Source organism: Rhodococcus sp. 06-418-5, from assembly GCF_002258285.1.
Taxonomy (GTDB): Bacteria; Actinomycetota; Actinomycetes; order Mycobacteriales; family Mycobacteriaceae; genus Rhodococcoides.
The window spans coordinates 1-23,025 of the sequence record NZ_NOYE01000022.1 but is presented as its reverse complement, the minus strand read 5'-3'; the positions used below and the strand labels follow the sequence as shown (position 1 = coordinate 23,025).

Genomic DNA, 23,025 nt, shown 5'->3' with positions numbered 1-23,025 from the left:
CGAGGCGACGCACTCAGCGTGTGCCGTTTCGGGCGTACTCGGCGACCGCGCCGATATTGGTCGTGTCGATGAACGCGGGACCGGTCAGCACCGGGGTACCGCCACCGATGGTGTTGCCGTTGTTGAGGTAGAGCCACAGCGAGTCGATCGCCAGGTAACCCTGCAGGTACGGCTGCTGATCGATGGCCCACGCCACGTCGCCCGACTCGATCGCATCGACGAGTGCGGCATTGGTGTCGAACGTGACGATCGTGGCGTCGCTGCCCGCATTGTTCTTGGACTGCACGGCCGTCAGAGCGATCGGAGCGGCCAGCGCGATGACGTGGTCGATGCTCGGGTCCTGCTGCAACTTGGCCGTGATGGTCGACTCGACGGACGGCATGTCCTTGCTGTTGACGTTCAGGATCTCGGTGGTGCCACCGGTGAAGCCCTGCCTGACCCCGGCGCAGCGAGCCTCGAGTGCCACGGCACCCTGCTCTTGAATGATGCACAGGGTCTTTCGTGCACCGTCCTCGGTGAGGCGAGCCCCTGCAGCCTGTCCGGCGATGGTCTCGTCCTGACCGAAGTACTGCTGCACTCCCATGTTCTTCCAGGAGTCGTAACCGGAATTGAATGCGACCACCGGAATGCCTGCGGCGGTTGCCGTCTCGACCGAGGGTGCCATCGCGTCGGGCTTGGCGAGGGTGACCGCGATGCCGTCGACCCGGGAATCGATCGCGCTCTGGACGAGGTTGGCCTGGTTGGGTGCCTCCGGATCTGCCGAGTAGCGCAGTTCGATGTTGTCCTTGGCCGCGGCGGCCTCGGCACCTTTGCGCACCAGATCCCAGAACGTGTCGCCGGGAACCTCGTGCGTGATCATCGCGATCGTTGCCGACGGCGTGTCGGCCACGCCCGCGTTGTTTCCGTCGTCGGAGGAGCGAGGAGCACCGCCGGTGCTCGAACAGGCAGCGACGGTCAGAGCCGCGACCGCACAGACCGCTCCGATCGCGATCGGCCCGCGCCTTTGCCGAAACCTCATTGCACTTCCCTTTCCAACAACCGGCTCTCGAACGACCGACGAATCCACCCCGCCGACCTGATCACTGTAAGAAACGATCGGTACCCGCCACGCATCTTCGACGATTATTCGTCAGGCGACGAAACCGGTGTGCGCAGCACCGGACCTCGGACATGAGAGAACTCTCATCTCCGATTCACGTGGCCACAATCCGCCGTCATCAGACTCGTCCGTGTGCGAACCATCATCGTCTCGGCCCTGGGACTGCTCACCCTCGCCGTGCTCGTCGCAGCAGTGCTGACGACTCGATCGACGGGCGAGCAGAGCCCGTTGCCCGCACCCATCGTTGCACCCGCTGCACCCGTGCAATCCGCCCCGGGTACTCCGGGGTCCGTTCCCCCTGCACCGGGACCGGGCGGCGCCGCGCCCAGTAGCGCCCCCACCCCCGCGCCACAGCCGGTGGCACCGGACGGATTCGTGCCCCCACCGCCGCTGCCGCCTGCCGACTGGGACGATGACTTCGACGACGACTGGGATGACGATGACGACGACTGACCCTGCTGCGAGACCGACCACGTGATGCGGACGCGACTGCTCGCCCTGCGCCCGACGAGCGCTCGGAGCAGGATCTTCTCGTGGGTACTGCTGTTGGTGCTGGCATCTCTCGCGGCCGTCACCGTCACCACCTGGCTGCTTATGATCCGCGCGACCGACAATCGCATGCGCGAATCTCTGCGCACCGAGATCGCCGAGTTCACCACCCTCACCGACGCAGGCGTCGATCCGGGAACCGGCGCACCGTTCGACGACATCAACGACGTTCTCCGCGTGGTGATCACCTACAACCTCGCCCGCCCCAACGAGAAGTTCCTGGGTTACGTGGACGGTGCGTTCGCCGTACAGAGCAGGCAGCAGGCACCGGTGCGACTGTCCGACGACACCGGCTTCACCGCCGAGGTCGGCTCCGTCACCGCACCGGTCGAGGGTTCGTATTCGAGCGCGGCAGGCGAAGTGGTGTACCTCGCGGTGCCGGTCTCGCTGGCGGGCGACCCGGTGCCGGGCGTCGTGGTCGCCGCCTACTTCGCCGATCAGGAACGCGCCTCGGCCGACGAGACCGCGACCCTGATGCTCGTCGTCGGTGGCGTCACCTCGGTGCTGGCCGCAGTAGGGGCATGGTTCGTCGCGGGCCGCATCATGTCGCCGATCAGACACATCGCCGCCACCGCCAGAACGATCACCGAGACCGACCTGTCCGGCCGAATCACCGACGCCAGAACGACGGGTCCAGGCGACGACATCGCAGACCTGATCGACACCCTGAACTCGATGCTCGACCGCATCGAGTCCGGCGCGGCGAGTCAGCGCCGATTCCTCGACGACGCCGGCCACGAGCTCCGCACTCCCATCACCATCGTTCGAGGTCATCTCGACGTGCTCGACCACGGGGACCCCGCCGACGTTCGAGATACCGTCGCGCTCGTCGACGACGAACTCGATCGGATGAATCGACTCGTCGCCGACCTGTTGTTGCTCACCCGGGCCGACCAGACGAGCTTCGTCACGCCGGTGGACACCGATGTCGACGCCCTCACTCGAAGCGTGTTCGAGAAGGTGACCACCCTCGCCGACCGGGAATGGGTGCTGGAGGCGAGCGCAACGGTCCACGCGCCGCTGGATGCGCAACGACTGACCCAGGCACTGCTGGCGTTGGCGGACAACGCAACTCACCACACGATCCCCGGCGGTCGTGTCGGCATCGGATCGCAACTGTCCGACGGTGACATCCGCTTCTGGGTCACCGACTCCGGCCCGGGAATCGAGCGTGACGAGCAGGAACGAATCTTCGAGCGCTTCGCCCGCGGCCGCAACGGAACCAGACGCACCGAGGGTGCGGGGCTCGGATTGTCCATCGTCACCGCCATCGCACAGGCCCACCGTGGGCGAGTCAGTGTCGGCAGCGCTCCGGGGCACGGGGCCACGTTCACCATCACGATTCCCCTGCCCGATTCCCCTCCCCCACAGAAGGATCGACCATGGCCCGCATCCTGATCGCCGAAGACGAACCCCGGATCGCTTCGTTCGTCCACAAGGGGCTCAGGGCGAGCGGTTTCAGCACGACGACGGTCTCCGACGGCAGGTCCGCGTACGAACACGCCCGCAGCGGTGACTTCGATCTGGTGGTACTCGACATCGGCCTGCCGATCATGGACGGTTTCGAGGTACTGCAGCGACTGCGCGGAGAGCAGTGCGAGATACCGGTGATCGTGTTGACCGCACGCGACAGCGTCCAGGACGTGGTGTCCGGTCTCGAGACCGGTGCCGACGACTACATGGCGAAGCCGTTCCGATTCGAGGAACTGCTGGCGCGCATCCGAGTTCGCCTGGGCACCAAACGAACCGTCGACACCACTCAGCTCGCGGTCGCCGACCTCACCCTCGACCTGCGTACCCGGCGGGCCGTGGTGGGAGACCGCACCGTCGACCTGTCCGCCCGCGAGTTCGCCCTGGCCGAAACCTTCATGCGCCACCCCGGACAGGTCCTCTCACGAGAGCAACTCCTGTCGCAGGTGTGGGGCTACGACTTCGACCCTGGATCGAATGTCGTCGACGTCTACGTCCGCTACCTCCGAGCGAAATTCGGTGCCGCACGAATCGAGACCGTCCGCGGCATGGGATACCGACTGTCCGAGACATGAGTGGCGTCGGCCGGTGCCGACGCCACCGATCGAGTATCAGTCGTCCCGATCGTTGTCGTCGTTGTCATCGTCCAGATCGTCGTCGTCCAGATCGTCGTCGAGGTCGTCGTTGCGATCGTCCCAGTCGTCGTCACGACCGTCCAGATCGTCGTTGCGGTCGTCCCAGTCGTCGTCACGACCGTTCAGATCGTCGTTGCGATCGTCCCAGTCGTCGTTGCGGTCGTCCCAGTCGTCGTCGTAGCGGTCGTCCGGGATCTGGGTCGGCGCGGGCTGCTGGGGAGCTGCCGGCGGGTTCGGAGCCGAATCTGCCTCCGGCAGCGGCTGTTCCACCGAGATCGAGGACGGACGCTGCTGGGTGGGGTCGTCGTCGGCGATCGCGAGTGCGCCGACGCTTCCGAGGGTGACGACAACGGCTGCTGCACCGACGATCATGAACTTTCCTGGCATTCTCATGTCTGCTCCTTCGATCCGAGTTCTGTGGGCCACCGTTTCGGTGATGACTCAACGATCGCGGTCGAACGTGAGAACCGAAGGAGCACAACATGAGCGAGTTCTCATACTCGCGACGGGCTCGTGGGTCGACGTTCGACCGTTGCCGGTGACGATGTCGGGACGAGAACCAGGGTGGTTCGGGTGATACTCGCCGGTGGGTCGCCACGTCGACCGACCCCCGAGCGCCTATGGTGATTCGCGATGAAAAGGATCAGAAGTTTCGCGGCTGTATGTGCGGTATCGATTGCGCTCGTCGGAATCGGTGCTGGACCTGCCCTGGCACAGCCGGCCGCCGAGCCTCCGGTTCCGACGACGACACCGCCGTTCACGACGCCGGACACCGACAGCTGCCCGTTCGCCGCGTCACCGCCCCCGGCGATCGACCTGTCCGAGGTACCGGCACCTGGAAGCACTGCCCCGCAACCACTCCCGATTCCCGCCGAGGCCGTCGGCGGCGACCGGCTCGCCGAATGTGGGGCGGTGCTGCCGGACGGGGCTCCCCCGTTGCCTGCCGATATCTCGGCCACCGGGTTCGTGGTGGCCGACATGGACTCCGGTTCAGTACTGGCCGCCAAGGATCCGCACGGTCGGTACCGGCCGGCGAGCACTATCAAGGTGCTGCTTGCGATCGTCGCCCTCGACGAGCTGGATTTGAACTCTCGTATCACCGCGACCGCAGAGGACGCCGACGCCGAGGGCAGTGCCGTCGGCATCGGGAAGAACGGTGTCTACACCAATCTCGAATTGATGCAGGGTCTGGTGATGGCATCGGGAAACGATGCAGCACACGCGTTGTCCAGGCAGTTGGGCGGGGACGCGGCCACCGTGGAGAAAATGAATGCCAAGGCCGCAGAACTGGGTGCGCTCGACACGCGCACCGCCACGCCGTCCGGTCTCGACGGTCCCGGCATGGCGAGCTCTGCCTACGACCTGGCGTTGATCTACCGCGCGGCCATGCGCAATCCGACCTTCGCGCAGTTGATTTCGACCGAAACCGTTCAGTTTCCCGGCTACCCGAAGGACCCAGCGATCCCGGACGACCAAGACCGGCCCGGGTTCACCCTCTCCAACGACAATCAGCTGCTCTACAACTACGAGGGAGCTCTCGGCGGCAAGACCGGGTACACCGACGATGCGCGCCAGACATTCGTCGCAGGAGCAGAGCGGGGCGGCAGGCGTCTGGTCGTGACGATCATGAAGGGTGACGTGTTGCCGATCCGGCCGTGGGAGCAAGCGGCCCGCCTGTTGGACTACGGGTTCGCGCTCGATTCCGGCCGCGGCGTCGGCGAACTCGTGGAGCCGCGATCGACATCCGCGGTGACGAGTACGCGCACGCCCGCGGCCGGTCCGACGCTCGCCCAGCCGCCCGCATCGGCGTCCAGGTCGAGCTCCCGCCAGTCGGAGATGCAGGCCCAAGGCGACACCGTCGTTCGCATCGCGATCGGTGTCATCGGTTCGATCGTGGTGATCGGGCTGCTGTGGGGAGCTCGACGGCTGTCACGCAACCGCTGAGCCGGCTCGACCGACAGAGCGATCAGCGGCGTCTGTTGCGCAATCCTGCGACGCCGAGAGCAGCGAGGGCACCGGCACCCACCAGCGCCAGACCGCCCGTCACACCCGGCCCTTCGCTGACCTCGACCCTGGTGTTGATCACCGCCGGCTCCGGTGCCGGAACATGCGCCTCGGCGAGGCTTTCGCGAGTGGTCGCAGCGAACGCCGTGGAGAACAGCACCAGCCGTGACGTGGTGAACACGAACACCAGCAGACCGATGATGGGTCCGAAGACCACCCCTGCTGGGCCACTCGTCACCGAGGCCAGGTAGATGGCACCGAGCTGCTTGAAGATCTCGAACCCGACGGCAGCGAGCAAGGCTCCTTTCGCTGCGCTGTGCCACGAGACCGGCTCGCGCGGCAGACGCGAGATCACCCAGGTGAACAACGCCCAGGTGCCCGCAAGCGCGAGAAAAATCGAGAAGACGCGCAGGGCCACGCCCACTCCCGGGACGGAATCGAGATTGGCCCACTCGAGAATGCTGCGCATCAGCCCACCTCCGGCCAGTGCCGACAACGCCAACGACAGCACCAGCGCGGTCCCCAGCCCCAGCAGCGCAGCGAAATCCTTGGCCTTGGTAGCCAGAAATCCACCCTGCTCGTGCTGGCTCTCCCACATGGCGGTCAGTGCCTCGCGCAGGTTCGCGATCCAACCGAGACCCGCATACAAGGCACCGAGCAGACCGATGATGCCGACACTGGTCCGTGACTCGATGGCCGTCTGGATCAGCGAATTGATCGTCTCGCCGAAACTGCCGGGAACGTTCTCGGCAATCTGCGACTGGATCTCGGCAAGCCACTCGGGCTGATTCACCAGCACGAACCCAGCGATCGCGAAGGCGACCATCAGCAGTGGGAACAAGGCCAACACACTGAAGTACGTCATGCCTGCCGCGTAGTAATCGCCCTTCTGACCCTGATACCGCTGTGCCGCAACAACAGTGTGATCGAGCCAGGGCCACCGTTTGCGCCGGTCTTCGAGGATCGCCTTGAAATCTGGCATGGCACTCACCTTCTCGCTGTCGTCGCCTGCTGTCGGATCGTGTCGCCGCGGTGTGCCGTAGATGCTATGCACCCGGCGGCAGGAAACCCACCCTGTCGTAGACCTGAGCGAGCGTTCGACTCGCCAACTCCCTGGCTCGATCCGCACCGGCCGCGAGGATGCGATCGAGTTCGGCCACATCGGCCATGAACCCGTCCATCCGCTCCCGCAGGGGAACGACGAACTCGGTCAGAACGTCGGCGGTGTCGGACTTGAGGTCGCCGTACCCCTTACCCGCGTACCCGGCAACCAGATCGTCGATGCTCGCGCCCGACAGGGCAGACTGAATCACCAGCAGGTTGCTGACGCCCGCCTTGTTCTCCGGATCGAACACGATGTCGCGTTCGTTGTCCGTCACGGCCGAACGAATCTTCTTCGCCGACACCTTCGGATCGTCGAGGATGTTGACGATGCCCGCCGGATTCGACGAGGACTTGCTCATCTTCGCGGTGGGATCCTGCAGATCGAAGATCTTCGCGGTGCCCTTGATGATGTGCGCATCGGGCACGACGAACGTCTTCTTGAACCGCGTGTTGAAACGCTGCGCCAGATCGCGAGTCAACTCGAGGTGCTGCCGCTGATCCTCACCCACGGGCACCAGATTCGGCCGATAGAGCAGGATGTCGGCGGCCTGCAGAATCGGATAGGTGAACAGTCCGACGCTGGTGTGATCGCGACCCTGCTTGGCGGACTTGTCCTTGAACTGAGTCATCCGCGCAGCTTCACCGAATCCGGTGATGCAGTTCAGAACCCACGCCAACTGTGCATGCTCGGGCACCTGACTCTGCACGAACAGCGTCGACTTCTCCGGATCGATGCCCACGGCGAGCAACTGCGCTGCGGCCACACGGGTACGGCGACGAAGCTCCTTGGGATCCTGCGGCACGGTGATCGCATGCAGGTCCGGGATGAAGTAGAACGCATCGAACTCGTCCTGCAACTCCACCCAGTTCCGCACCGCACCCAGGTAGTTACCGAGATGGAACGAATCGGCAGTCGGTTGGATGCCGGAGAGCACCCGCCGACGCGGACCCTGCGGAGTGTCGATGGAGTCGGAAGAAGACATGATGCAATCTTTTCACGACCCCATCGACGCCCACTTCCTGCCTGCCGAGATCGTCACTCCGCAGGCTCCGCTCTAGCGATAGCGCACGGTTACCGGAGCATGATCGGACCATCGCTGGTCGTACGCCTCGGCCCGCTCGGTGATCGCTTCCTTGGCACGCTCGGCCAGATCACTGGTGGCCAACTGATAGTCGATCCGCCAGCCGGCGTCGTTGTCGAAGGCCTTGCCGCGGTAGGACCACCAGCTGTACGGACCCTCGACACCCGGGTGCAACACCCGGACGACATCGGTCCACGGGGCCTTCTCGGCGAGCAACCGCGACACCCACTCCCGTTCCTCGGGCAGAAAACCGGAGTTCTTCCGGTTGGTCTTCCATGCCTTCAGATCGGCCTCGGTGTGGGCGATGTTCCAATCGCCGCAGACCACCACATCGCGATTCTCGGACTTCGCGGACTTGGCCGTCTTCGCCAGGTACTTCGCGAATGCCGCCATGAAACGTTCCTTCTCGTCCTGACGCTCGGTACCCACCTCGCCCGACGGCAGATACAGGCTGGCCACGGTGACGTCGCCGAAGTCGGCTTCGATGTAGCGACCGGCATCGGCGAACTCGACGGCCCCGATACCGGTACGAATGGCATCGGGAGCCGCCTTCGACAGCAAGGCCACCCCGTTGCGGCCTTTCGCGGACGGCTCCGCCGAGGCCAGATGCCAGCCCGCATCGAGGGCCGGGGCCAGCGCCTTGGTCAGTTCCCCGTCGTTGGCGCGGGTTTCCTGCAAGCAGATGACGTCGGCATCGGTGGCCTCGAGCCACGGCAGCATGCCCTTGCGAACAGCAGCGCGAATTCCGTTGACGTTGACAGTGGAGACAGTGATCGGCACGCCGACGACGGTAGCGGAGCCCACCGACACACGGGACGTGGGCTGCACATCGAGGTCGTTCCCGCAGGCTCCTACCGTCGCCTCGGCTTTGCCCCTGGTTTCGGGGCGGTGACCACCGATGTGACCTCCGGCGAGATACTCGGTTCCCGGTCGATGCGTCGGTAGACGAGGTGCTGTTGGGCATAGGTCCAGATGTTGTTGCTCACCCAGTACAACAACACCGCGACCGGAAGCACCGGTCCGCCGACGAGCACGCCCGCCGGGAACACCCAGAGCACGAGCTTGTTCATGATCGCGGTCTGTGGGTTGGCGAGCGCCGCTGCGTCCTGCCGGGCGACGGACGCCCGCGAGTTCATGTGCGTGGCCACCGCAGCGACGATCATCAACGGGACCGCCACGAACGCGATGCTCCACACCGACGGCACTCCCCCGAACGGACCGAAGGCCTCGAGCACCTCCCGAGAACTGTTGACGGCTGCAGAGATCGGCGCGCCGAACAGGCGTGCGTCGAGAAAGGACTGCACATCGGCGGCGCTGAAGACATAATTCGCAGTGTTCGCATTTTCCTGCGCCGTCATACCCAGATGACCGAATCCGGTTCCGGTTCGATTGAACGAGCGCAGCACGTGCAGCAGACCGATGAAAACCGGGCCCTGCGCCAGCAGGGGCAGGCACCCCATCAACGGGTTGAAACCGTGCTCCTGCTGCAACTTCCGAATCTCGGCGGCCTGCCGAGCACGGTCCCCGGAGTATTTCTTCTGTACGGCCTCGATCTGTGGTCGGAGCCTCTTCATGGCGAGTTGCGAACGAATCTGGCCGACGAACGGCTGGATCAGCAGCGCCCGAAGTGTGAACACCAGGAATATCACCGCCAAGGCCCAGGCGACACCGTTGTCGGGGCCGAGCACGGACCCGAAGACTCGGTGCCAGAACCACAGCACGGCGGAGACGGGATAGTAGACGAAATCGAGCATGGTGGAGCACCTCACTGTGAGAGAAGTCGGTCGGTTGGCGTCTCGACCGGATCTCGCAGTGGCTCAGACGAAGAGGAGCCACCGGTCCGGTCCATGGACCGGACCGGGTGCTCTGGGCATGGGGCGACCTGGCGCATCGGGTTGCTGTTGCCTGCGGAACGATCCCCGAAGTCGCCGCCCGTCGGCGCCTGCAGCGCACGACGACAGCGGTGAGATCAGTGCAAGGTCGGACGGCGCACCGAGCACGACCAGGGACGCCGCGACCAGCGCACCGAACATCGCTATCTGTGCGGCGGGTTGGGCGTCGACGACGGCAAAGACGACGAGCAGGACGGCCAGGACGCCGACCAGCGTCCCGGCGTAGCGTCGAATCGCCATGTGGACAGGTCGAGAATCGAGCATCTTCGGTTCCTCGTGACAGCCTCGCGGACAACGGGTTGCGAAGGCGTGGGGGAACTTTCGAGCTACAGTGCCCCCACCGGCATACCGGGCGCGCGCGGCTGCGCGCGTCCAGGCGCATCCGGTCGATGTTGACGCCGGAACGCACCTCGTTGGTGGCGTTCCTCTGCGGCGGGGCCGATAATCGGCAGCAGGCGCAGCAGTGCCGGAACATCGACGCGGTGCGCGAGCAGCATCAGCGTCGTCAGTGCCGCAACGAGAAGCAGGGCGAAATCTGCGGTTGCGGTCGGCATCGTCAGGTGCAGCGCCACGAGAAGCAGCGAGGTGACGACCATGCTCTGGTATCGCATCGCGCACCTCCCTGATGTGTCACTGAACCCGAGTCGTTGCTCAGGGTACAGATACCGAGGGGTCCGTGCACAGGTGCCAGGTGTCGCCGACGATGACCGGACCGCGGGCCCGTACACACGGACGCACGTACTTCGGCAGTCGGTCGAGCTCCGCGTCGGCGTCGGCCGACAACCCACCCACGTAGGACGTATCGATGCGTCCGGTCTGCTCGAAGCGATCGACGTTGTGCCGAGCGATGTACGCATCCGGGTTCAGGGCGGCCAGCGCGAGCACGGTCAGAACTGCACCGACGCCCACAGCTCTCGGTAGCCAGCGCCCCGACATCCGCACGCCCGACACCAGAACCAGTACGAACACCGATCCCAGCCACCACTCGACAGCCGTGACGAACAACCTGAGCGTCGTGTAGCCGTACTGCTGCTCGTACAACGACATTCGATGCAGGGCCGACGCAACGATCACCGACGACAGCAGGCACAGCGCTCCGAGCAACGCCCGCAGTGCGATGCGATCTCCCCGGTCTTCTCGTCGAGCCTTCGCGACCGTCACAGCGATGACGAGCAGTGTCAGTACCGTGACCGCGAGCAATTGCCAGAAGCCCTGTCGGGCGTATTCGGCATTGGTCAGAACCTCGGTGGTGAGGACGTGTCCCTGCCCGCCGAACAACGTCGGCACCTGAAACCCCACGAACACGGCAAACAGGGCCACCACCGCCCCGAGCGGAACCATCCACTCCCACAACTGCACTGTTCGACGCGGCGACGGTGCGAGCCGATCGAACCGAGGCGGATGCAGCGCGACGTAGGCGACGGCGAGCGCACCTGCTGCGGTGAGAACGAAAACGACAATGCGCCCGACGACGGACGCGGCATCGAACTCGGGTGTCACCGCACTCAGCGCATCCGCAAAACGCTTGTCGGCCGCACCGAACAACGCCGCGAACACGACGAGCAGCGCGATCGTGACAATGCAGACCATGCCGATCCGCACCGGCCGTGGCCCTTCCAGATCGATCGAACCGGCTCCGCGTCGGGTCCACCGAGCCACGCGCACCGGCAGAAGGGCCGGCACCAGAGCGCCGAGTGCGATTCCCGTCCATGTCCAGGCACGAGAGAGGACCACCACCGCGACCACGATGGCGAGCGTCGTCGACATCGTCACGATCCACTCGGCCTCGCGCAGTACCGACACGCTCGCCAATGCCAGCACTCCTGCCACCCCCGCCCATTCCCACCGCGTGAGCCTGCCGCTGCGCGCTGCGAGCACAACGCCCACGACGGCCAGGGCGGTGATCAGCACACCGAACATGTTGTTCACCAGCGTCACCGAACCGATCAGCCCGGCGACAGCGGCCCCGATCAGCGCCGCACGGGGAGCCTGCGCATACCGCAGCACCGGCCAGGTGCGAGGCCCCCAAAAAGAGCGACCGTGCTTCGCTGTCGGATGAACCGGAGTGTCGATCGTGGTCATGGCGCTTCCTTCTTCTGTGTTTCGGGCATGGAAGGTCGGCGGCTGCGGTCCGTGGACGTGCAGTCGCGGTTCGGATGGATCGAGCAAGTCAGTGTTCGGGGATGGCCACTCTGATGTGGCAGCCGAATTCGCTGTCGAGAACTTCGATGGTTCCGCCGTGCAGTTCGGTGGCCCAGCGGGCGATGCCGAGGCCCAGACCTGTTCCACCGTCGGTGGATCCGCCGCGGGTGAATCGGTCGAACACCGCATGGCGATCGGCGAGCGCGATGCCTGGACCCTGGTCGACGACGTCGAATGCATACGCCCCGCCGATCCGATGGGCCCGTATCGTCACGGTGCTCGAATGGGGGGAATGCCGCACGGCGTTGTCGACGAGGTTGGTGATCACCTGTGTCATGCGAGATCGGTCGGCCACCACAGTCGAATCACCGGGCGAGACGACGATCGACACACGTTCGCGGTGCACGGCTGTCGCATCCTCGAGGAATTGCCGCACCGCGAACTCCTCCGGGGCAATGGTGAGCACACCGCCCTCCACCCGCGACAGGTCGAGCAGTTCGCTGACCAGATCTCCGAGTCTCTCGGTCTGGCGCAGCGCCACCGCCAGCGTCGCGGGATTCGGCTCGGTCACCCCGTCGACCATGTTCTCGAGCACGGCACGCAGCGCAGCGATGGGCGTCTTCAACTCGTGCGAGACATTGCCGATGAGTTCGCGGCGGTACTTCTCGGCTGCTTCCAGATCACTCGACATGGTGTTGAACGCCGTGGCCAACTCCCCCACCTCGTCCCTGGATGTCGCCCGCACTCGCGTCGAATAGTCGCCTCGCGCCATCGCTTTGGCGGCCGAAGTCATCTCGCGCAGTGGTGACGTCATCCCGTGGGCGACGAATTGGGTTGCGGCCAAGGACACGACGAGCGCGGCGAGGAGGGTGTAGCGAAACTGCCAACCCGCCCCGATCCAGAACACGACGCTCGCGAGGACCAACACTGTGCCCACGACGAGCGAGACCTTGAGCTTGAACGACCGCAACGGATCCAACGGTCGCGGCAGCATTCGCGTCATCGCGGAGACTCCACGGCGTAGCCCACGCCGTGCACGGTGCGAATGAGATCGCCACCGAGTTTGCGCCGCAACGCTTTGACGTGAGAATCGACCGTCCTGCTACTGGCCGAATCGTCCCAGCCCCACAGTTCCGACAGCAGGGTTTCACGCGAGACTGCCGTGCGCGGCCGCGCGGCCAGATAGGCGAGGATGTCGAATTCCGTTCTGGTCAAATGGATGTCGCCGGAGGGACTGGTCACGCGTCGTTCCCGGTGGTCGATCTGCACGTCACCGATTCGAACTGCCTGTGGTTCGACGGCCACCGCACGCTCGGCACGCCGAACCAGGGCGTGTACGCGAGCGACCAGCTCGCGCATACTGAACGGCTTGCCCAGGTAGTCGTCCGCGCCGACGCCCAGGCCGACGAGCATGTCCGTCTCGTCGGACTTGGCCGTCAACATCAACACCGGCACCGGGCGGGACGCCTGAATCCGGCGGCACACTTCGAGCCCGTCGAACCCGGGCAGCATCAAATCGAGCACCACCACGTCGGGATCGATCCGGGCGCACGCGTCGACGGCGGACGGGCCGTCGGCGGCCGTGACGACCTCGTACCCTTCGCCGCGCAGCCGGGCGGCAACGGCCTCGGAGATCGTGGGCTCGTCGTCGACGACGAGAACTGTGCGGCTCATGAGAATCGACCCTAGAGGGCGCACGTGGAGGAGCCCGTCGGGAAATGTGGAGGTTCGGTGAAGGTTCGAGCAGCTCGTTTCCCGTCGCGGGGGCAGGCGGACTCGGTGACGCGTCGAAATTAGGGTGGGCTACCCTTCCCTGTGTTAGCCAACCCTTACGAAAGGTGTCTCGATGCTCATCCGACCTCTTCACCGAACCTGGGCGGTGTGCGCGATTGCGCTGACCACCGCGGGGATGCTGACTGCATGCTCGAGTTCCGCCGACGAGGCACCGCCGACGGCCGGTGGCGCGTCCGTTTCGGAGGCGTTCCCGGTGACGATCGAGCACGCGTTCGGTGAGACCGTCGTCCCGGACGAGCCCACTCGCGTCGTGGTGGCCGGGTACACCGAGCAGGACACGGTCCTGGCACTCGGCGTGATACCCGTCGGGGTCACCGAGTGGTACGGCAACCAGCCGTACGCCACCTGGCCGTGGGCCCAGGCAGCGTTGGGCGACGCACAGCCCGAGGTGCTCTCGAACGACGACGGATTCGAGACGGAGAAGATCGCCGCACTCGAGCCCGATCTGATCATCGCCACCAACGCAGGTCTCACGGCGGAGAGCTACAGCACGCTCAGCGACATCGCGCCGACGCTCGCACAGTCCGACGCATCGACTGCCTACTTCGAACCCTGGGACATCCAGGCCGAGAAGATCGGCCGTGCACTCGGAAAGAAGTCCGAGATCGACGCATTGATCGAGGGCGTGAACCAGAAGTTCGTCGACGCTGCGGCCGCCCACCCCGAATTTGCCGGCAAGAAGGCGATCTTCCTCCAGAACGCGTTCTACGAGGGCAAGGCGATCGCGTACCAGGACGGGTTGAGCACGGACTTCCTGACGAAACTGGGCTTCGTCATCCCGGATGACATCGACGCGTACGTGCCTGCCGACGGCAGTGCGCAGGCGAGCATCCCGCTGGAGAACCTGTCGGTTCTGAACGCGGCCGACGTGTTGATCTGGGGAACCGAGGAGCCCGGCGACCGCGCACAGTTGGAGAAGGAAGCGGTGTACAACGCACTCGAGCCGGTGAAGGACGGCAACCTCGTGTTCACCGACGGTGTGACGGCAGGAGCGATCTACTTCACCAGCGTGCTCAGCCTGCCGTACGTGATCGACAAGCTCACCCCGGCACTGACCGAAGCTCTCGGGGGAACTGCCGCGACCATCACCGGCTGATTCGGCGCGACTCTACGCCGCCGAACGCTTGTCCATCCACATGGCGGTGGCGAGAACACCGAGACCGGCCACCGCCAGGCCCGAGCCGACAGCGGCGGGTGCCGTGTAGCCGAATCCGGCGGCGATCACGGCACCACCGACTGCCGCTCCGATGGCGTTGGCCAGGTTGAACGCGGCATGGTTGAGCGATGCGGCGAGCGTCTGGGCGTCCTCGGCAACGTCCATCAACCTCGTCTGCAGACCGGGTACCACCGAGGAGCCGGACGCACCGATGAGGAACACCAGCAGTAGCGCGGTGATCGGGTTGTGTGCGGCCACGACGAACACCGCAAGGAACACGGCAGTGGCGGCCAGGCCGACGAAGGTGCCCTTGAGCTGGTAACGGTCGGCGAGCCATCCGCCCGCGTAGTTTCCGGCGACCATTCCCAGGCCGTAGATCATCAGGGCGACCGGGACGAGTGCGCGGGCCAGCCCGGCGACATCGGTCAGCGTCGACGCGATGTAGGTGTACACCGCGAACATGCCGCCGAATCCGACGATGCCCACGAACAGGGTCATCCACACCTGGCTGCGGCGCAGTGCGCCGAGCTCGGTGATGGGGCTGGTGGTCGGCATCGCGTCGAGTCGCGGCATCCAGAGAACGAGCGCGGCGACGGTGAGGGCACCGATGACGGCCACGAGAGTGAACGCACTGCGCCATCCCAGCGCCTGCCCGATCCAGGTCGCCACCGGTACGCCGACGACGTTGGCGACCGAGAGTCCCATCATCACCATCGCCACGGCCTTGGCTCGTTTGCCGGGTTCGGCGAGGTGGGCAGCGACCAGGGCCGCAACACCGAAGTACGCACCGTGCGGCAGACCCGCAACGAATCGCGAGGCCACCAGCTCGTCGAAGCTCGGCGCGAACACGGTGCCGAGGTTTCCGAGGGTGAAGGCCACCATCAGCGCCAACAGCAACATCCGGCGCGGAACGCGGGCAGCCAGGGCTGCGATGGTCGGGGCACCGACGACCACACCGAGCGCGTACGCGGAGATCATGTGGCCGGCCGAGGGCTCGGAGATCCCCATCGTCGTCGCGATGTCCGGCAACAGACCCATCGACGCGAACTCCGTGGTGCCGATTCCGAAGCCGCCGATGGACAGAGCCAGCATCGCGAGCTTGCGGCGGGTGGAGTGCGGTCGGTGACTGACACTCAGGCCACTCGACACCTTGCCGCGCGCAGCGCTGACTCGGGCAAGAGCGGAATCGGTGACAGTCACAGCAATACAACCTTCGTGTGGAGATCGGGGGCAGAGGAAGCGTCCTGGAGTCGAGCCTGTGAAAGAAGGCCGACCGAAGCAGGAACGTAGCTCCGGTCAATTGTCTTCCCGAAGGTGTCCCGTTTTCGCGTCTACGAGCGGTGATAGTCCTCACCCGAGCATCTGCTCGAGTTCCGGCCGAGCCCTTGTTCCGGTGATGTGCCGTCACCCGCTAGGATATTCGCCAGGTCATGAGTGCCAGCATCGAGCCCCGGCTTGCTGGCCGGCAACCCTCCAACCGCGGTGGGGTGCCCCGGGTGAACGACCAGGCCGATCCGGTATGCGAGTGCCGTATCGACAAGCGCGGGTCCGCAGGAAGCGGACCCACTGAACCTTCGGCCCCCAGGGTCCGAAGCCTGTCAGGAGGTTCTCTCATGTGTTGCTGTACCGATACGCCCCGTAGCGCTCGACTTCTCGAGCTTCATTCGACATTCGAATCGTCTTAGACGGACTCGTCCAAAGAAAACGGAGTATCACCAGCCATGACCGATTCCACACCGGACGTCGTCGACGCCACCGGGGCCCCCACCGAGGATCCGTTCACCGATCCTGCCGCCGACTGGAGCTTCGAGACCAAGCAGATCCACTCGGGCCAGACTCCGGACGGCACCACCAAGGCTCGTGCGTTGCCGATCTACCAGACCACCTCGTACACGTTCGACAACACCGATCACGCAGCTGCCCTGTTCGGCCTGGCAGAACCCGGCAACATCTACACCCGCATCATCAACCCGACGCAGGATGTCGTCGAGCAGCGCATCGCCGCCCTCGAAGGTGGAGTCGCGGCGTTGTTGCTCGCATCGGGTCAAGCCGCCGAGACGTTCGCGATCCTCAATCTCGCGGAGGCAGGCGACCACATCGTGTCGAGCCCGCGGCTCTACGGCGGCACGTACAACCTGTTCCACTACACGCTCCCCAAGCTGGGCATCACCGTCTCGTTCGTCGACGATCCCGACGATCTCGAGCAGTGGCGTGCCGCGATCACTCCGTCGACCAAGGCGTTCTACGGCGAGTCGATCTCGAACCCGAAGAACGACATTCTCGACATCCCGGGGATCTCGGCCGTGGCCCACGAGAACGGCATCCCGCTGATCGTGGACAACACGGTGGCGACGCCGTACCTGCTGCAGCCGTTGAAGCACGGGGCCGACATCGTGGTGCACTCCGCGACGAAGTATCTCGGCGGCCACGGAACCGCGATCGCGGGCGTCATCGTGGACGGCGGGACGTTCGATTGGACGCAGGGCCGTCATCCCAACTTCACCACCGCGGATCCGAGCTACCACGGCGTCGTGTTCGCCGATCTCGGTGCGCCCGCATTCGCGCTGAAGGCACGCGTTCAACTGTTGCGCGACATCGGTGCTGCGGTCTCGCCGTTCAACGCCTTCCTCATCAGCCAGGGCCTGGAAACGTTGAGCCTTCGGATCGAGCGGCACGTGGCGAACGCACAGAAGGTTGCCGCCTTCCTCGCCGGTCGCGACGACGTCGTCTCGATCAACTACGCCGGACTCGAATCCTCGCCGTGGTACCAGCGCGGGCAGGAGTTGTTGCCGAAGGGGCAGGGCGCGATCATCGCGTTCGAGCTGAAGGGAGGCGTTGACGCGGGCAAGAAGTTCGTCAACGCACTCACTCTCCACAGCCACGTCGCTAACATCGGAGACGTGCGCTCACTCGTCATCCATCCCGCTTCCACCACCCATTCCCAGCTGACTCCGGAAGAGCAGCTGGCGTCGGGTGTCACCCCCGGCCTGGTGCGTCTCGCCGTGGGCATCGAGGGAATCGACGACATCATCGCCGACCTCGAGGTCGGATTCAGCGCGGCGGCATCTTGAGCCACAGCTGCGACACAGGCGTTCGTCCGGAGGCGGTACTTCCGTCTCCGGACGGGCGGTTGGGAACCATCGACATCGGTGGTCTCGATCTCGAGAACGGCGCTCGAATCCCCCAGGTCACCGTCGCGGTGCAACGCTGGGGCGAACTCGCCACCGACCGCAGCAACGTCGTGCTCGTCGAGCACGCCCTGACCGGGGACTCGCATGTATCCGGTCCGCCGGATGCCGATCACGCTCTGCCCGGTTGGTGGAACGGAATGGTCGGTCCCGGCTGCCCCATCGACACCGACGAGTGGTGCGTCGTGGCGACGAACGTGCTCGGCGGCTGCGGCGGGACCACGGGCCCGAGCAGCATTTCTCCCGACGGCATGCCGTACGGATCTCGCTTCCCGGACATCTCCATCCGTGATCAGGTCGCTGCCGAGGCGGCCGTGGCCGACGTACTGGGAATCGAGCGGTTCGCAGCCGTCGTCGGCGGCTCGATGGGCGGGATGCGCACTCTCGAATGGATCGTGGGCCATCCCGACCGAGTGGCGGCCGCCTTGGTCCTGGCAGTCGGCGCCAGGGCAACTGCCGACCAGATCGGTACCCAGACGACACAGATCGCCGCGATCAAGGCCGATCCAGGATGGCTCGGCGGCAACTACCACGACACCGGCACCTCGCCGACCGCCGGACTCGGCATCGCGCGACGCATCGCGCACCTGACGTACCGGACCGAGAGCGAACTCGACAACAGGTTCGGGAACACACCGCAGAACGACGAAGACCCGTGGGCCGGCGGCAGATACTCCGCACAGAGCTACCTGGAGCATCAGGCTGCCAAACTCGTCAACCGGTTCGACGCGGCGACGTACGTACTGCTCAGTGAGGCAATGAACCGTCACGATGTGGGCCGTGGCCGCGGCGGAGTGGCCGAAGCCCTTGCGTCCACGCCGGTTCCGACGATCGTCGGCGGAGTCGACTCCGATCGCCTGTATCCGCTTCGCCTGCAGAAGGAGATCGCTCGCGAACTCCCGCAGTGCCGCGGACTCGAAGTGATCCAGTCTCGCGACGGACACGACGGCTTCCTCACCGAGGCCGATTCGGTGGCGAAGCTGCTCGCCGAGACGATGGAGCTGGCCCGCCTCGGACGGCGCTGACACCGCCGGGGCACGGTCAGTCGGTCCCCAGCGGATCGATCGACAGCGACAGAAAGACGATCGCTCCGCCGACGCAGCCCAGCGCCAGCACATCGAACACGCGACTGCGCACTTGCAGTGTGCCGACTCGTGTTTCGGGCAGGCACAGCCGCAGGACAGCCGCCAGCAGTGCAGCGCATCCGAAGATGAATGCGCCGCGCCGCCAGCGATCGGCCAGCACCAGAATCAGCGCGGCGAGGACGACGACCGAGACTGCGACGATCGGTAGATTGCGCGTGACTGCAGCGCGAAATCCTGTGTCGAGCTCCCGCCGCGCATCCTCTGGATGGTTCACGTCCGGTTCGCTCAGCTCTCGGCAGCGACGCGCTCGGCGCGCTCGACGACATTGGTGAGCAGGAAGGCCCGGGTCAGCGGGCCGACACCGCCGGGGTTGGGCGACAGGAATCCGGCCACCTCCGCGACATCGCCTGCAACGTCGCCGCGCAGTCCGTCCTCGGTGCGGGTGACCCCGACGTCGAGCACCGCAGCACCCGCCTTGACCATGTCCGCAGTGATCAACCCGGGCACTCCGGCAGCAGCGATGACGATGTCCGCGCGTGAGACCTCGGCGGCCAGGTCACGAGTTCCGGTGTGGCACAACGTCACTGTTGCGTTCTCGGAACGCCTCGTGAGCAACAGGCCGATGGGTCGCCCCACCGTCACTCCGCGGCCGATAACCACCGCGTGCGCACCGTCGAGAGCAACGTCGTAGCGGCGCAGCAGGTGCACGATCCCGCGAGGTGTACACGGCAGTGCGGCATCCTTGCCCAGTACCAGCCGTCCGAGATTGATCGGGTGCAGACCGTCGGCGTCCTTGTCCGGATCGATTCGCTCGAGCGCAGCGTTCTCGTCGAGATGCTTCGGCAAGGGCAGCTGGACGATGTAGCCGGTGCATTGGGGGTTGGCATTGAGTTCGTCGATGACGGCTTCGAGATCTGCCTGGGTGATGTCCGCGGGCAGATCGCGACGAATCGAGGTGATGCCGACCTTGGCGCAGTCGTTGTGCTTGCCCCGGACGTACGCGGCCGAACCCGGATCATCGCCCACCAGCACGGTCGCCAGACCTGGGGTGATGCCCTTCTCACGCAGCGTTGCCACGCGGGCGGTGAGATCGACGAATATCTCGTCACGGGTCGCTTTGCCATCGAGAATCGTTGCAGTCACCCGGTCATTGTTCCAGGTTCGGCGTCAGCAGCGGCGCACCGGTCCGATCACCACCGTCAACCCTCGACGACGAGCCCATGAGCTGCCGCATAGGCCACCGCCTGCATCAGTTCGATCTTCGCGTTGCGCACGCTCGCGCTCACCCACAGAGATGCGTCGGCGACGGCTCCACGAAGATCCGCCTCGTCGAACTTCGCATCGATTGCCCGGGCACCCGAGAAATCGACCGAGCGCACGGTTGCCTTCCGGAAGTCTGCGGACACGAGGTTCGCTTCCCGCATCCGGCACCCCGTCAGATCGAGGCCGCGAAGGTCCGCGTTGCCCAGCGATGCGAGGGTGAAGTCGACTTCGTCGTAGGTCGCTGGACGCATGCGACTGTCGACGAACACGGAGCCCATCATGGTCGAATGGCGAAAAGTGCTGTGCTGCAGATTGGTCCGAGTGAAAGTGCACGATCGAAATGCAGAGTTCGTATGAACCGATTCGGTCAGGTCGGTACCGGTGAAGTCGCATTCGGTGAACACCACCGAGTCGGTTCGGACGCCGCTCATGTCCGCGTCGCGAAAAGTACATCGAACGAACTGCCTGCCGGTCCACTCCTGCCCGTCCAGCCGCGTGTCGGAAAAATCGTCACCGATCGTCTGTTCGTCGTCCACCTGCCCCATACTTCCCGGGCTCGTGATGGCAGAGTGAACCGGGTGTTTCGACTCATGTTCTTCGAGCCCCGCATTCCACAGAACACCGGCAACGCAATACGCCTGGTCGCCGGGACCGGCTGCGAACTGCATCTGGTGGGCCCGCTCGGCTTCGACATGTCCGAGCCGAAACTCAAGCGGGCAGGCTTGGATTACCACGATCTGGCCTCGGTGACGGTGCACTCGGACCTGCCCTCGGCCTGGTCGGCGCTCGCACCGACCCGCGTGTTCGCCTACACCGCGCACGCTTCCCGGTCCTACGCCGACGTCGCGTACGAACCCGGCGACGTCCTCCTGTTCGGACCCGAACCCACAGGATTGCCCGACGACGTCCTGGACGACCCACACGTGACCGATCGACTCCGTATTCCGATGATTCCGGGCCGCCGATCGTTGAATCTGGCGAACGCGGCAGCAGTGACGATGTACGAGGCATGGCGCCAGCACGGGTACGAAGGCAGCGTCTGACGGGACTGCGTCGGAACGCGCGCTGACCGGGACAGCCGGCGACGCCGTACTCGCGGCCGACCGACCGTGTTGCCGACCCGGATGCGGTTGTCAGGATGCCGGTGCACGACCTGCACCACTCCGTAGAACTCTCCGACGGAGGCGAACGGGCGCCTCCGATGTCGGAGGTGAAACTCATTGTGAGCGTCGACAAATCGTCGGCGACAATCGGCAGCTGCCCGGTAACGATTTTCTTTCGTTCGCCCGGCATCCAGGATTGCTGCCGCTCGGAGCCCCCAGCCACCTCGGGCACGAGCAAGAGATCTGTTCGATGCACTGAAATATCAAGAGATGGAACAGAATTCGCCGCATCGGACACCGAGCACGATGGCGACTTGAACATGCCTCGGACGGTCCCAACCGCGGCAGCCGGGGTGCGCGAAACCGGACTTCTACGGCGATCCGTCACCGGATGCCTGCGGCACCGTTACACAAACTGCGCCTGCTTGCTGCCATGGACTGGCGGGGCGGGGTACCGTGTGCCGCACCGGCCCGTTTTCGCTCGTGAAGGAGCTTTCTTTTGTTCTCTGTTTCCCTGCCCCGTTTCTCGTCCGCCAACTCCTCCTCCGCGCGCACATCCAGTCGGTTCTCCAGTCGAATTGCCCGCACCGCAGCAATATTCGCCATGGGCTCGGGATTGACGGTCGCCGCCCTGTCGGGCACGGCCACTGCGTCGGCAGCCCCCGTCAACTGCGTGTCTCCGCCTTCGGCCAACGACATCCAGGTCGACGACACCGCGAGCTGCGGAGCGACCTCGAACGGCACCGGACGGGCCACCGCAGGTGCTGCCGACAGTGGCACCGCAGTCAGCGTCAACGACGGCCCCGGCGCGACGACCACGTACGCCAACGGATACGGCGTCGCCCTCGGAGCGAGCAAGAATGCGGGCACTGCCTACGCACTGGCACTCGGTGGCGGAATCGCGCACTCGTGGGCCGATGCCGGGCAGACAACCCTCGCAGTCGCCGGGTGGGGATCCGGCGCTACCTCGGAGGCTCAGGGCGTCGATTGTGTGGGACCCCTGTCTCTGGCACTGAACCTCACGAGCGGCCAGTTCTGCGTCCTCGGTAGCTGATTGCCCGGTTCCACAACAGATATTCAGTCGAACGGAGCCGATTACCCCGACACGAACTCGTCGAGGTAATCGGCTCCGCCGACATATACGGTGTGGCCGGACTTCTCGATCGGCGTGACGACAGCCCGTACACCGGCCGATCACCGCCTTCGGGCATACAAGTCGGCACTCCCCAACCGCCCTTCCGTTTCTTGTCGGTGGCCCGGGTTAGTCTTCTTTCGGTTCGAACGCACGTTCTGAAATGCTGCTCACCGGGGGGTGAAAGATGGGTGCACTGCCAGCTGTGTCACTGGAGGCGTTGACCGCTGCCGCGCGTGCGGAGAATCGGCAGGCCGCCCGCAAGATCAACGCCTGTTACGAGGTCCATCGGAGCTGGATCACCCACGACATCAAATACAAGCATTA

24 protein-coding genes and 1 riboswitch are annotated in these 23,025 nt (G+C 65.3%); of the genes, 9 read left to right on the top strand and 15 right to left on the bottom strand.

Features of this window, described 5'->3' with window-relative positions; genetic code table 11:
• Positions 1–13: 13 nt before the first annotated feature.
• Positions 14–1,018 carry a substrate-binding domain-containing protein gene (locus CH274_RS18120; RefSeq protein WP_032397465.1) on the bottom strand — a complete coding sequence of 335 codons (1,005 nt, stop codon included), beginning with the start codon at positions 1,016–1,018 and terminating at the stop codon, positions 14–16.
• A 213-nt stretch (positions 1,019–1,231) separates the two neighbouring features.
• Here CH274_RS18120 and CH274_RS18115 point away from each other — a divergent pair, with 213 nt between their 5' ends.
• The 3 genes from CH274_RS18115 to CH274_RS18105 are packed head-to-tail and all read left to right on the top strand — an operon-like array spanning position 1,232 to position 3,693.
• Positions 1,232–1,552: a hypothetical protein gene (locus CH274_RS18115; RefSeq protein ID WP_052050084.1), complete on the top strand. Its 321-nt coding sequence runs from the start codon at positions 1,232–1,234 to the stop codon at positions 1,550–1,552.
• A 24-nt stretch (positions 1,553–1,576) separates the two neighbouring features.
• On the top strand, positions 1,577–3,046 hold the full coding sequence (locus tag CH274_RS18110) for a sensor histidine kinase (protein WP_094645346.1): 1,470 nt from the start codon (positions 1,577–1,579) through the stop codon (positions 3,044–3,046).
• A complete protein-coding gene (locus CH274_RS18105; RefSeq protein WP_032397466.1) occupies positions 3,031–3,693 on the top strand; it encodes a response regulator transcription factor in 663 nt (220 codons plus the stop codon). The genes CH274_RS18110 and CH274_RS18105 overlap by 16 nt, the downstream gene beginning before the upstream one ends.
• 36 nt (positions 3,694–3,729) lie before the next feature.
• Here the strand turns inward: CH274_RS18105 and CH274_RS18100 are convergent, their stop codons facing one another.
• A complete protein-coding gene (locus tag CH274_RS18100; protein ID WP_094658403.1) occupies positions 3,730–4,146 on the bottom strand; it encodes a hypothetical protein in 417 nt (138 codons plus the stop codon).
• 240 nt (positions 4,147–4,386) lie between these two features.
• On the opposite strand from CH274_RS18100, the gene CH274_RS18090 reads away from it, so the two are divergent.
• The gene (locus tag CH274_RS18090; protein ID WP_094658401.1) at positions 4,387–5,697 is read left to right on the top strand and encodes a D-alanyl-D-alanine carboxypeptidase family protein; all 1,311 of its coding nucleotides are present in this window, start codon (positions 4,387–4,389) and stop codon (positions 5,695–5,697) included.
• Positions 5,698–5,719: 22 nt separating this feature from the next.
• On the opposite strand, the gene yhjD is transcribed toward CH274_RS18090, so the two are convergent.
• From yhjD to CH274_RS18045, 9 genes are all read right to left on the bottom strand, one after another.
• A complete protein-coding gene (gene yhjD / locus CH274_RS18085) occupies positions 5,720–6,739 on the bottom strand; it encodes an inner membrane protein YhjD (protein WP_179275802.1) in 1,020 nt (339 codons plus the stop codon).
• Between the two features lie 64 nt (positions 6,740–6,803).
• Entirely contained in the window at positions 6,804–7,844 is a 1,041-nt protein-coding gene (gene trpS, locus CH274_RS18080) for a tryptophan--tRNA ligase (protein WP_094658400.1), read from the bottom strand.
• A 72-nt stretch (positions 7,845–7,916) separates the two neighbouring features.
• The gene (locus CH274_RS18075) at positions 7,917–8,723 is read right to left on the bottom strand and encodes an exodeoxyribonuclease III (RefSeq protein ID WP_082074005.1); all 807 of its coding nucleotides are present in this window, start codon (positions 8,721–8,723) and stop codon (positions 7,917–7,919) included.
• A gap of 71 nt (positions 8,724–8,794) precedes the next feature.
• A complete protein-coding gene (gene yidC / locus CH274_RS18070; protein ID WP_094658399.1) occupies positions 8,795–9,697 on the bottom strand; it encodes a membrane protein insertase YidC in 903 nt (300 codons plus the stop codon).
• Between the two features lie 63 nt (positions 9,698–9,760).
• On the bottom strand, positions 9,761–10,099 hold the full coding sequence (locus tag CH274_RS18065; RefSeq protein WP_143546610.1) for a DUF6412 domain-containing protein: 339 nt from the start codon (positions 10,097–10,099) through the stop codon (positions 9,761–9,763).
• Between the two features lie 62 nt (positions 10,100–10,161).
• On the bottom strand, positions 10,162–10,446 hold the full coding sequence (locus tag CH274_RS18060; RefSeq protein WP_094658397.1) for a DUF6412 domain-containing protein: 285 nt from the start codon (positions 10,444–10,446) through the stop codon (positions 10,162–10,164).
• 40 nt (positions 10,447–10,486) lie between these two features.
• On the bottom strand, positions 10,487–11,917 hold the full coding sequence (locus tag CH274_RS18055; protein ID WP_094658408.1) for a DUF4153 domain-containing protein: 1,431 nt from the start codon (positions 11,915–11,917) through the stop codon (positions 10,487–10,489).
• An 88-nt stretch (positions 11,918–12,005) separates the two neighbouring features.
• Positions 12,006–12,980 carry a HAMP domain-containing sensor histidine kinase gene (locus CH274_RS18050; RefSeq protein ID WP_032397471.1) on the bottom strand — a complete coding sequence of 325 codons (975 nt, stop codon included), beginning with the start codon at positions 12,978–12,980 and terminating at the stop codon, positions 12,006–12,008.
• Positions 12,977–13,651 (bottom strand): response regulator transcription factor, encoded by a 675-nt coding sequence (locus CH274_RS18045; RefSeq protein ID WP_094658396.1) that lies wholly within the window; start codon positions 13,649–13,651, stop codon positions 12,977–12,979. Before CH274_RS18045 ends, CH274_RS18050 begins: the two co-directional genes overlap by 4 nt.
• A gap of 172 nt (positions 13,652–13,823) precedes the next feature.
• Here CH274_RS18045 and CH274_RS18040 point away from each other — a divergent pair, with 172 nt between their 5' ends.
• Positions 13,824–14,867 (top strand): ABC transporter substrate-binding protein, encoded by a 1,044-nt coding sequence (locus tag CH274_RS18040; protein WP_094658395.1) that lies wholly within the window; start codon positions 13,824–13,826, stop codon positions 14,865–14,867.
• A 12-nt stretch (positions 14,868–14,879) separates the two neighbouring features.
• On the opposite strand, the gene CH274_RS18035 is transcribed toward CH274_RS18040, so the two are convergent.
• Positions 14,880–16,019, bottom strand: a complete 1,140-nt coding sequence (locus CH274_RS18035; RefSeq protein ID WP_032398222.1) for an MFS transporter — start codon at positions 16,017–16,019, stop codon at positions 14,880–14,882.
• Positions 16,020–16,353: 334 nt separating this feature from the next.
• Positions 16,354–16,476, top strand: a riboswitch (SAM riboswitch).
• Positions 16,477–16,648: 172 nt separating this feature from the next.
• On the opposite strand from CH274_RS18035, the gene CH274_RS18030 reads away from it, so the two are divergent.
• On the top strand, positions 16,649–17,998 hold the full coding sequence (locus tag CH274_RS18030) for a bifunctional o-acetylhomoserine/o-acetylserine sulfhydrylase (protein ID WP_082073732.1): 1,350 nt from the start codon (positions 16,649–16,651) through the stop codon (positions 17,996–17,998).
• Positions 17,992–19,140 (top strand): homoserine O-acetyltransferase MetX, encoded by a 1,149-nt coding sequence (metX, locus tag CH274_RS18025; RefSeq protein WP_373453515.1) that lies wholly within the window; start codon positions 17,992–17,994, stop codon positions 19,138–19,140. The genes CH274_RS18030 and metX overlap by 7 nt, the downstream gene beginning before the upstream one ends.
• A 16-nt stretch (positions 19,141–19,156) precedes the next feature.
• On the opposite strand, the gene CH274_RS18020 is transcribed toward metX, so the two are convergent.
• From CH274_RS18020 to CH274_RS18010, 3 genes are read right to left on the bottom strand one after another with little or no spacing between them, the layout of a single operon-like run.
• The gene (locus tag CH274_RS18020) at positions 19,157–19,474 is read right to left on the bottom strand and encodes a DUF3017 domain-containing protein (RefSeq protein WP_045195859.1); all 318 of its coding nucleotides are present in this window, start codon (positions 19,472–19,474) and stop codon (positions 19,157–19,159) included.
• 11 nt (positions 19,475–19,485) lie between these two features.
• Positions 19,486–20,343 (bottom strand): bifunctional methylenetetrahydrofolate dehydrogenase/methenyltetrahydrofolate cyclohydrolase, encoded by an 858-nt coding sequence (locus tag CH274_RS18015; RefSeq protein WP_094658394.1) that lies wholly within the window; start codon positions 20,341–20,343, stop codon positions 19,486–19,488.
• A gap of 56 nt (positions 20,344–20,399) precedes the next feature.
• Entirely contained in the window at positions 20,400–21,008 is a 609-nt protein-coding gene (locus tag CH274_RS18010) for a pentapeptide repeat-containing protein (RefSeq protein ID WP_094658393.1), read from the bottom strand.
• 33 nt (positions 21,009–21,041) lie between these two features.
• Between CH274_RS18010 and CH274_RS18005 the strand changes: the two genes are divergently transcribed.
• Both CH274_RS18005 and CH274_RS18000 read left to right on the top strand, forming a co-directional pair.
• Positions 21,042–21,506 (top strand): tRNA (cytidine(34)-2'-O)-methyltransferase, encoded by a 465-nt coding sequence (locus tag CH274_RS18005; RefSeq protein ID WP_179275801.1) that lies wholly within the window; start codon positions 21,042–21,044, stop codon positions 21,504–21,506.
• Positions 21,507–22,065: 559 nt separating this feature from the next.
• Positions 22,066–22,620 carry a DUF6764 family protein gene (locus CH274_RS18000; RefSeq protein WP_176459253.1) on the top strand — a complete coding sequence of 185 codons (555 nt, stop codon included), beginning with the start codon at positions 22,066–22,068 and terminating at the stop codon, positions 22,618–22,620.
• Positions 22,621–23,025 lie beyond the last annotated feature (405 nt).

Bases quoted from the DNA above. Each gene is read 5' to 3' on its own strand.
- CH274_RS18035 (WP_032398222.1), bottom strand. From the start codon at position 16,019: ATGCTGGCTCTGTCCATCGGCGGCTTCGGAATCGGCACCACGGAGTTC.
- CH274_RS18055 (WP_094658408.1), bottom strand. From the start codon at position 11,917: ATGACCACGATCGACACTCCGGTTCATCCGACAGCGAAGCACGGTCGC.
- CH274_RS18030 (WP_082073732.1), top strand. From the start codon at position 16,649: ATGACCGATTCCACACCGGACGTCGTCGACGCCACCGGGGCCCCCACC.
- CH274_RS18120 (WP_032397465.1), bottom strand. From the start codon at position 1,018: ATGAGGTTTCGGCAAAGGCGCGGGCCGATCGCGATCGGAGCGGTCTGT.
- CH274_RS18065 (WP_143546610.1), bottom strand. From the start codon at position 10,099: ATGCTCGATTCTCGACCTGTCCACATGGCGATTCGACGCTACGCCGGG.
- CH274_RS18105 (WP_032397466.1), top strand. From the start codon at position 3,031: ATGGCCCGCATCCTGATCGCCGAAGACGAACCCCGGATCGCTTCGTTC.
- CH274_RS18090 (WP_094658401.1), top strand. From the start codon at position 4,387: ATGAAAAGGATCAGAAGTTTCGCGGCTGTATGTGCGGTATCGATTGCG.
- CH274_RS18100 (WP_094658403.1), bottom strand. From the start codon at position 4,146: ATGAGAATGCCAGGAAAGTTCATGATCGTCGGTGCAGCAGCCGTTGTC.
- yidC (WP_094658399.1), bottom strand. From the start codon at position 9,697: ATGCTCGATTTCGTCTACTATCCCGTCTCCGCCGTGCTGTGGTTCTGG.
- CH274_RS18040 (WP_094658395.1), top strand. From the start codon at position 13,824: ATGCTCATCCGACCTCTTCACCGAACCTGGGCGGTGTGCGCGATTGCG.
- CH274_RS18045 (WP_094658396.1), bottom strand. From the start codon at position 13,651: ATGAGCCGCACAGTTCTCGTCGTCGACGACGAGCCCACGATCTCCGAG.
- trpS (WP_094658400.1), bottom strand. From the start codon at position 7,844: ATGTCTTCTTCCGACTCCATCGACACTCCGCAGGGTCCGCGTCGGCGG.
- CH274_RS18060 (WP_094658397.1), bottom strand. From the start codon at position 10,446: ATGCGATACCAGAGCATGGTCGTCACCTCGCTGCTTCTCGTGGCGCTG.
- CH274_RS18010 (WP_094658393.1), bottom strand. From the start codon at position 21,008: ATGGGGCAGGTGGACGACGAACAGACGATCGGTGACGATTTTTCCGAC.
- yhjD (WP_179275802.1), bottom strand. From the start codon at position 6,739: ATGCCAGATTTCAAGGCGATCCTCGAAGACCGGCGCAAACGGTGGCCC.
- CH274_RS18050 (WP_032397471.1), bottom strand. From the start codon at position 12,980: ATGACGCGAATGCTGCCGCGACCGTTGGATCCGTTGCGGTCGTTCAAG.
- CH274_RS18110 (WP_094645346.1), top strand. From the start codon at position 1,577: ATGCGGACGCGACTGCTCGCCCTGCGCCCGACGAGCGCTCGGAGCAGG.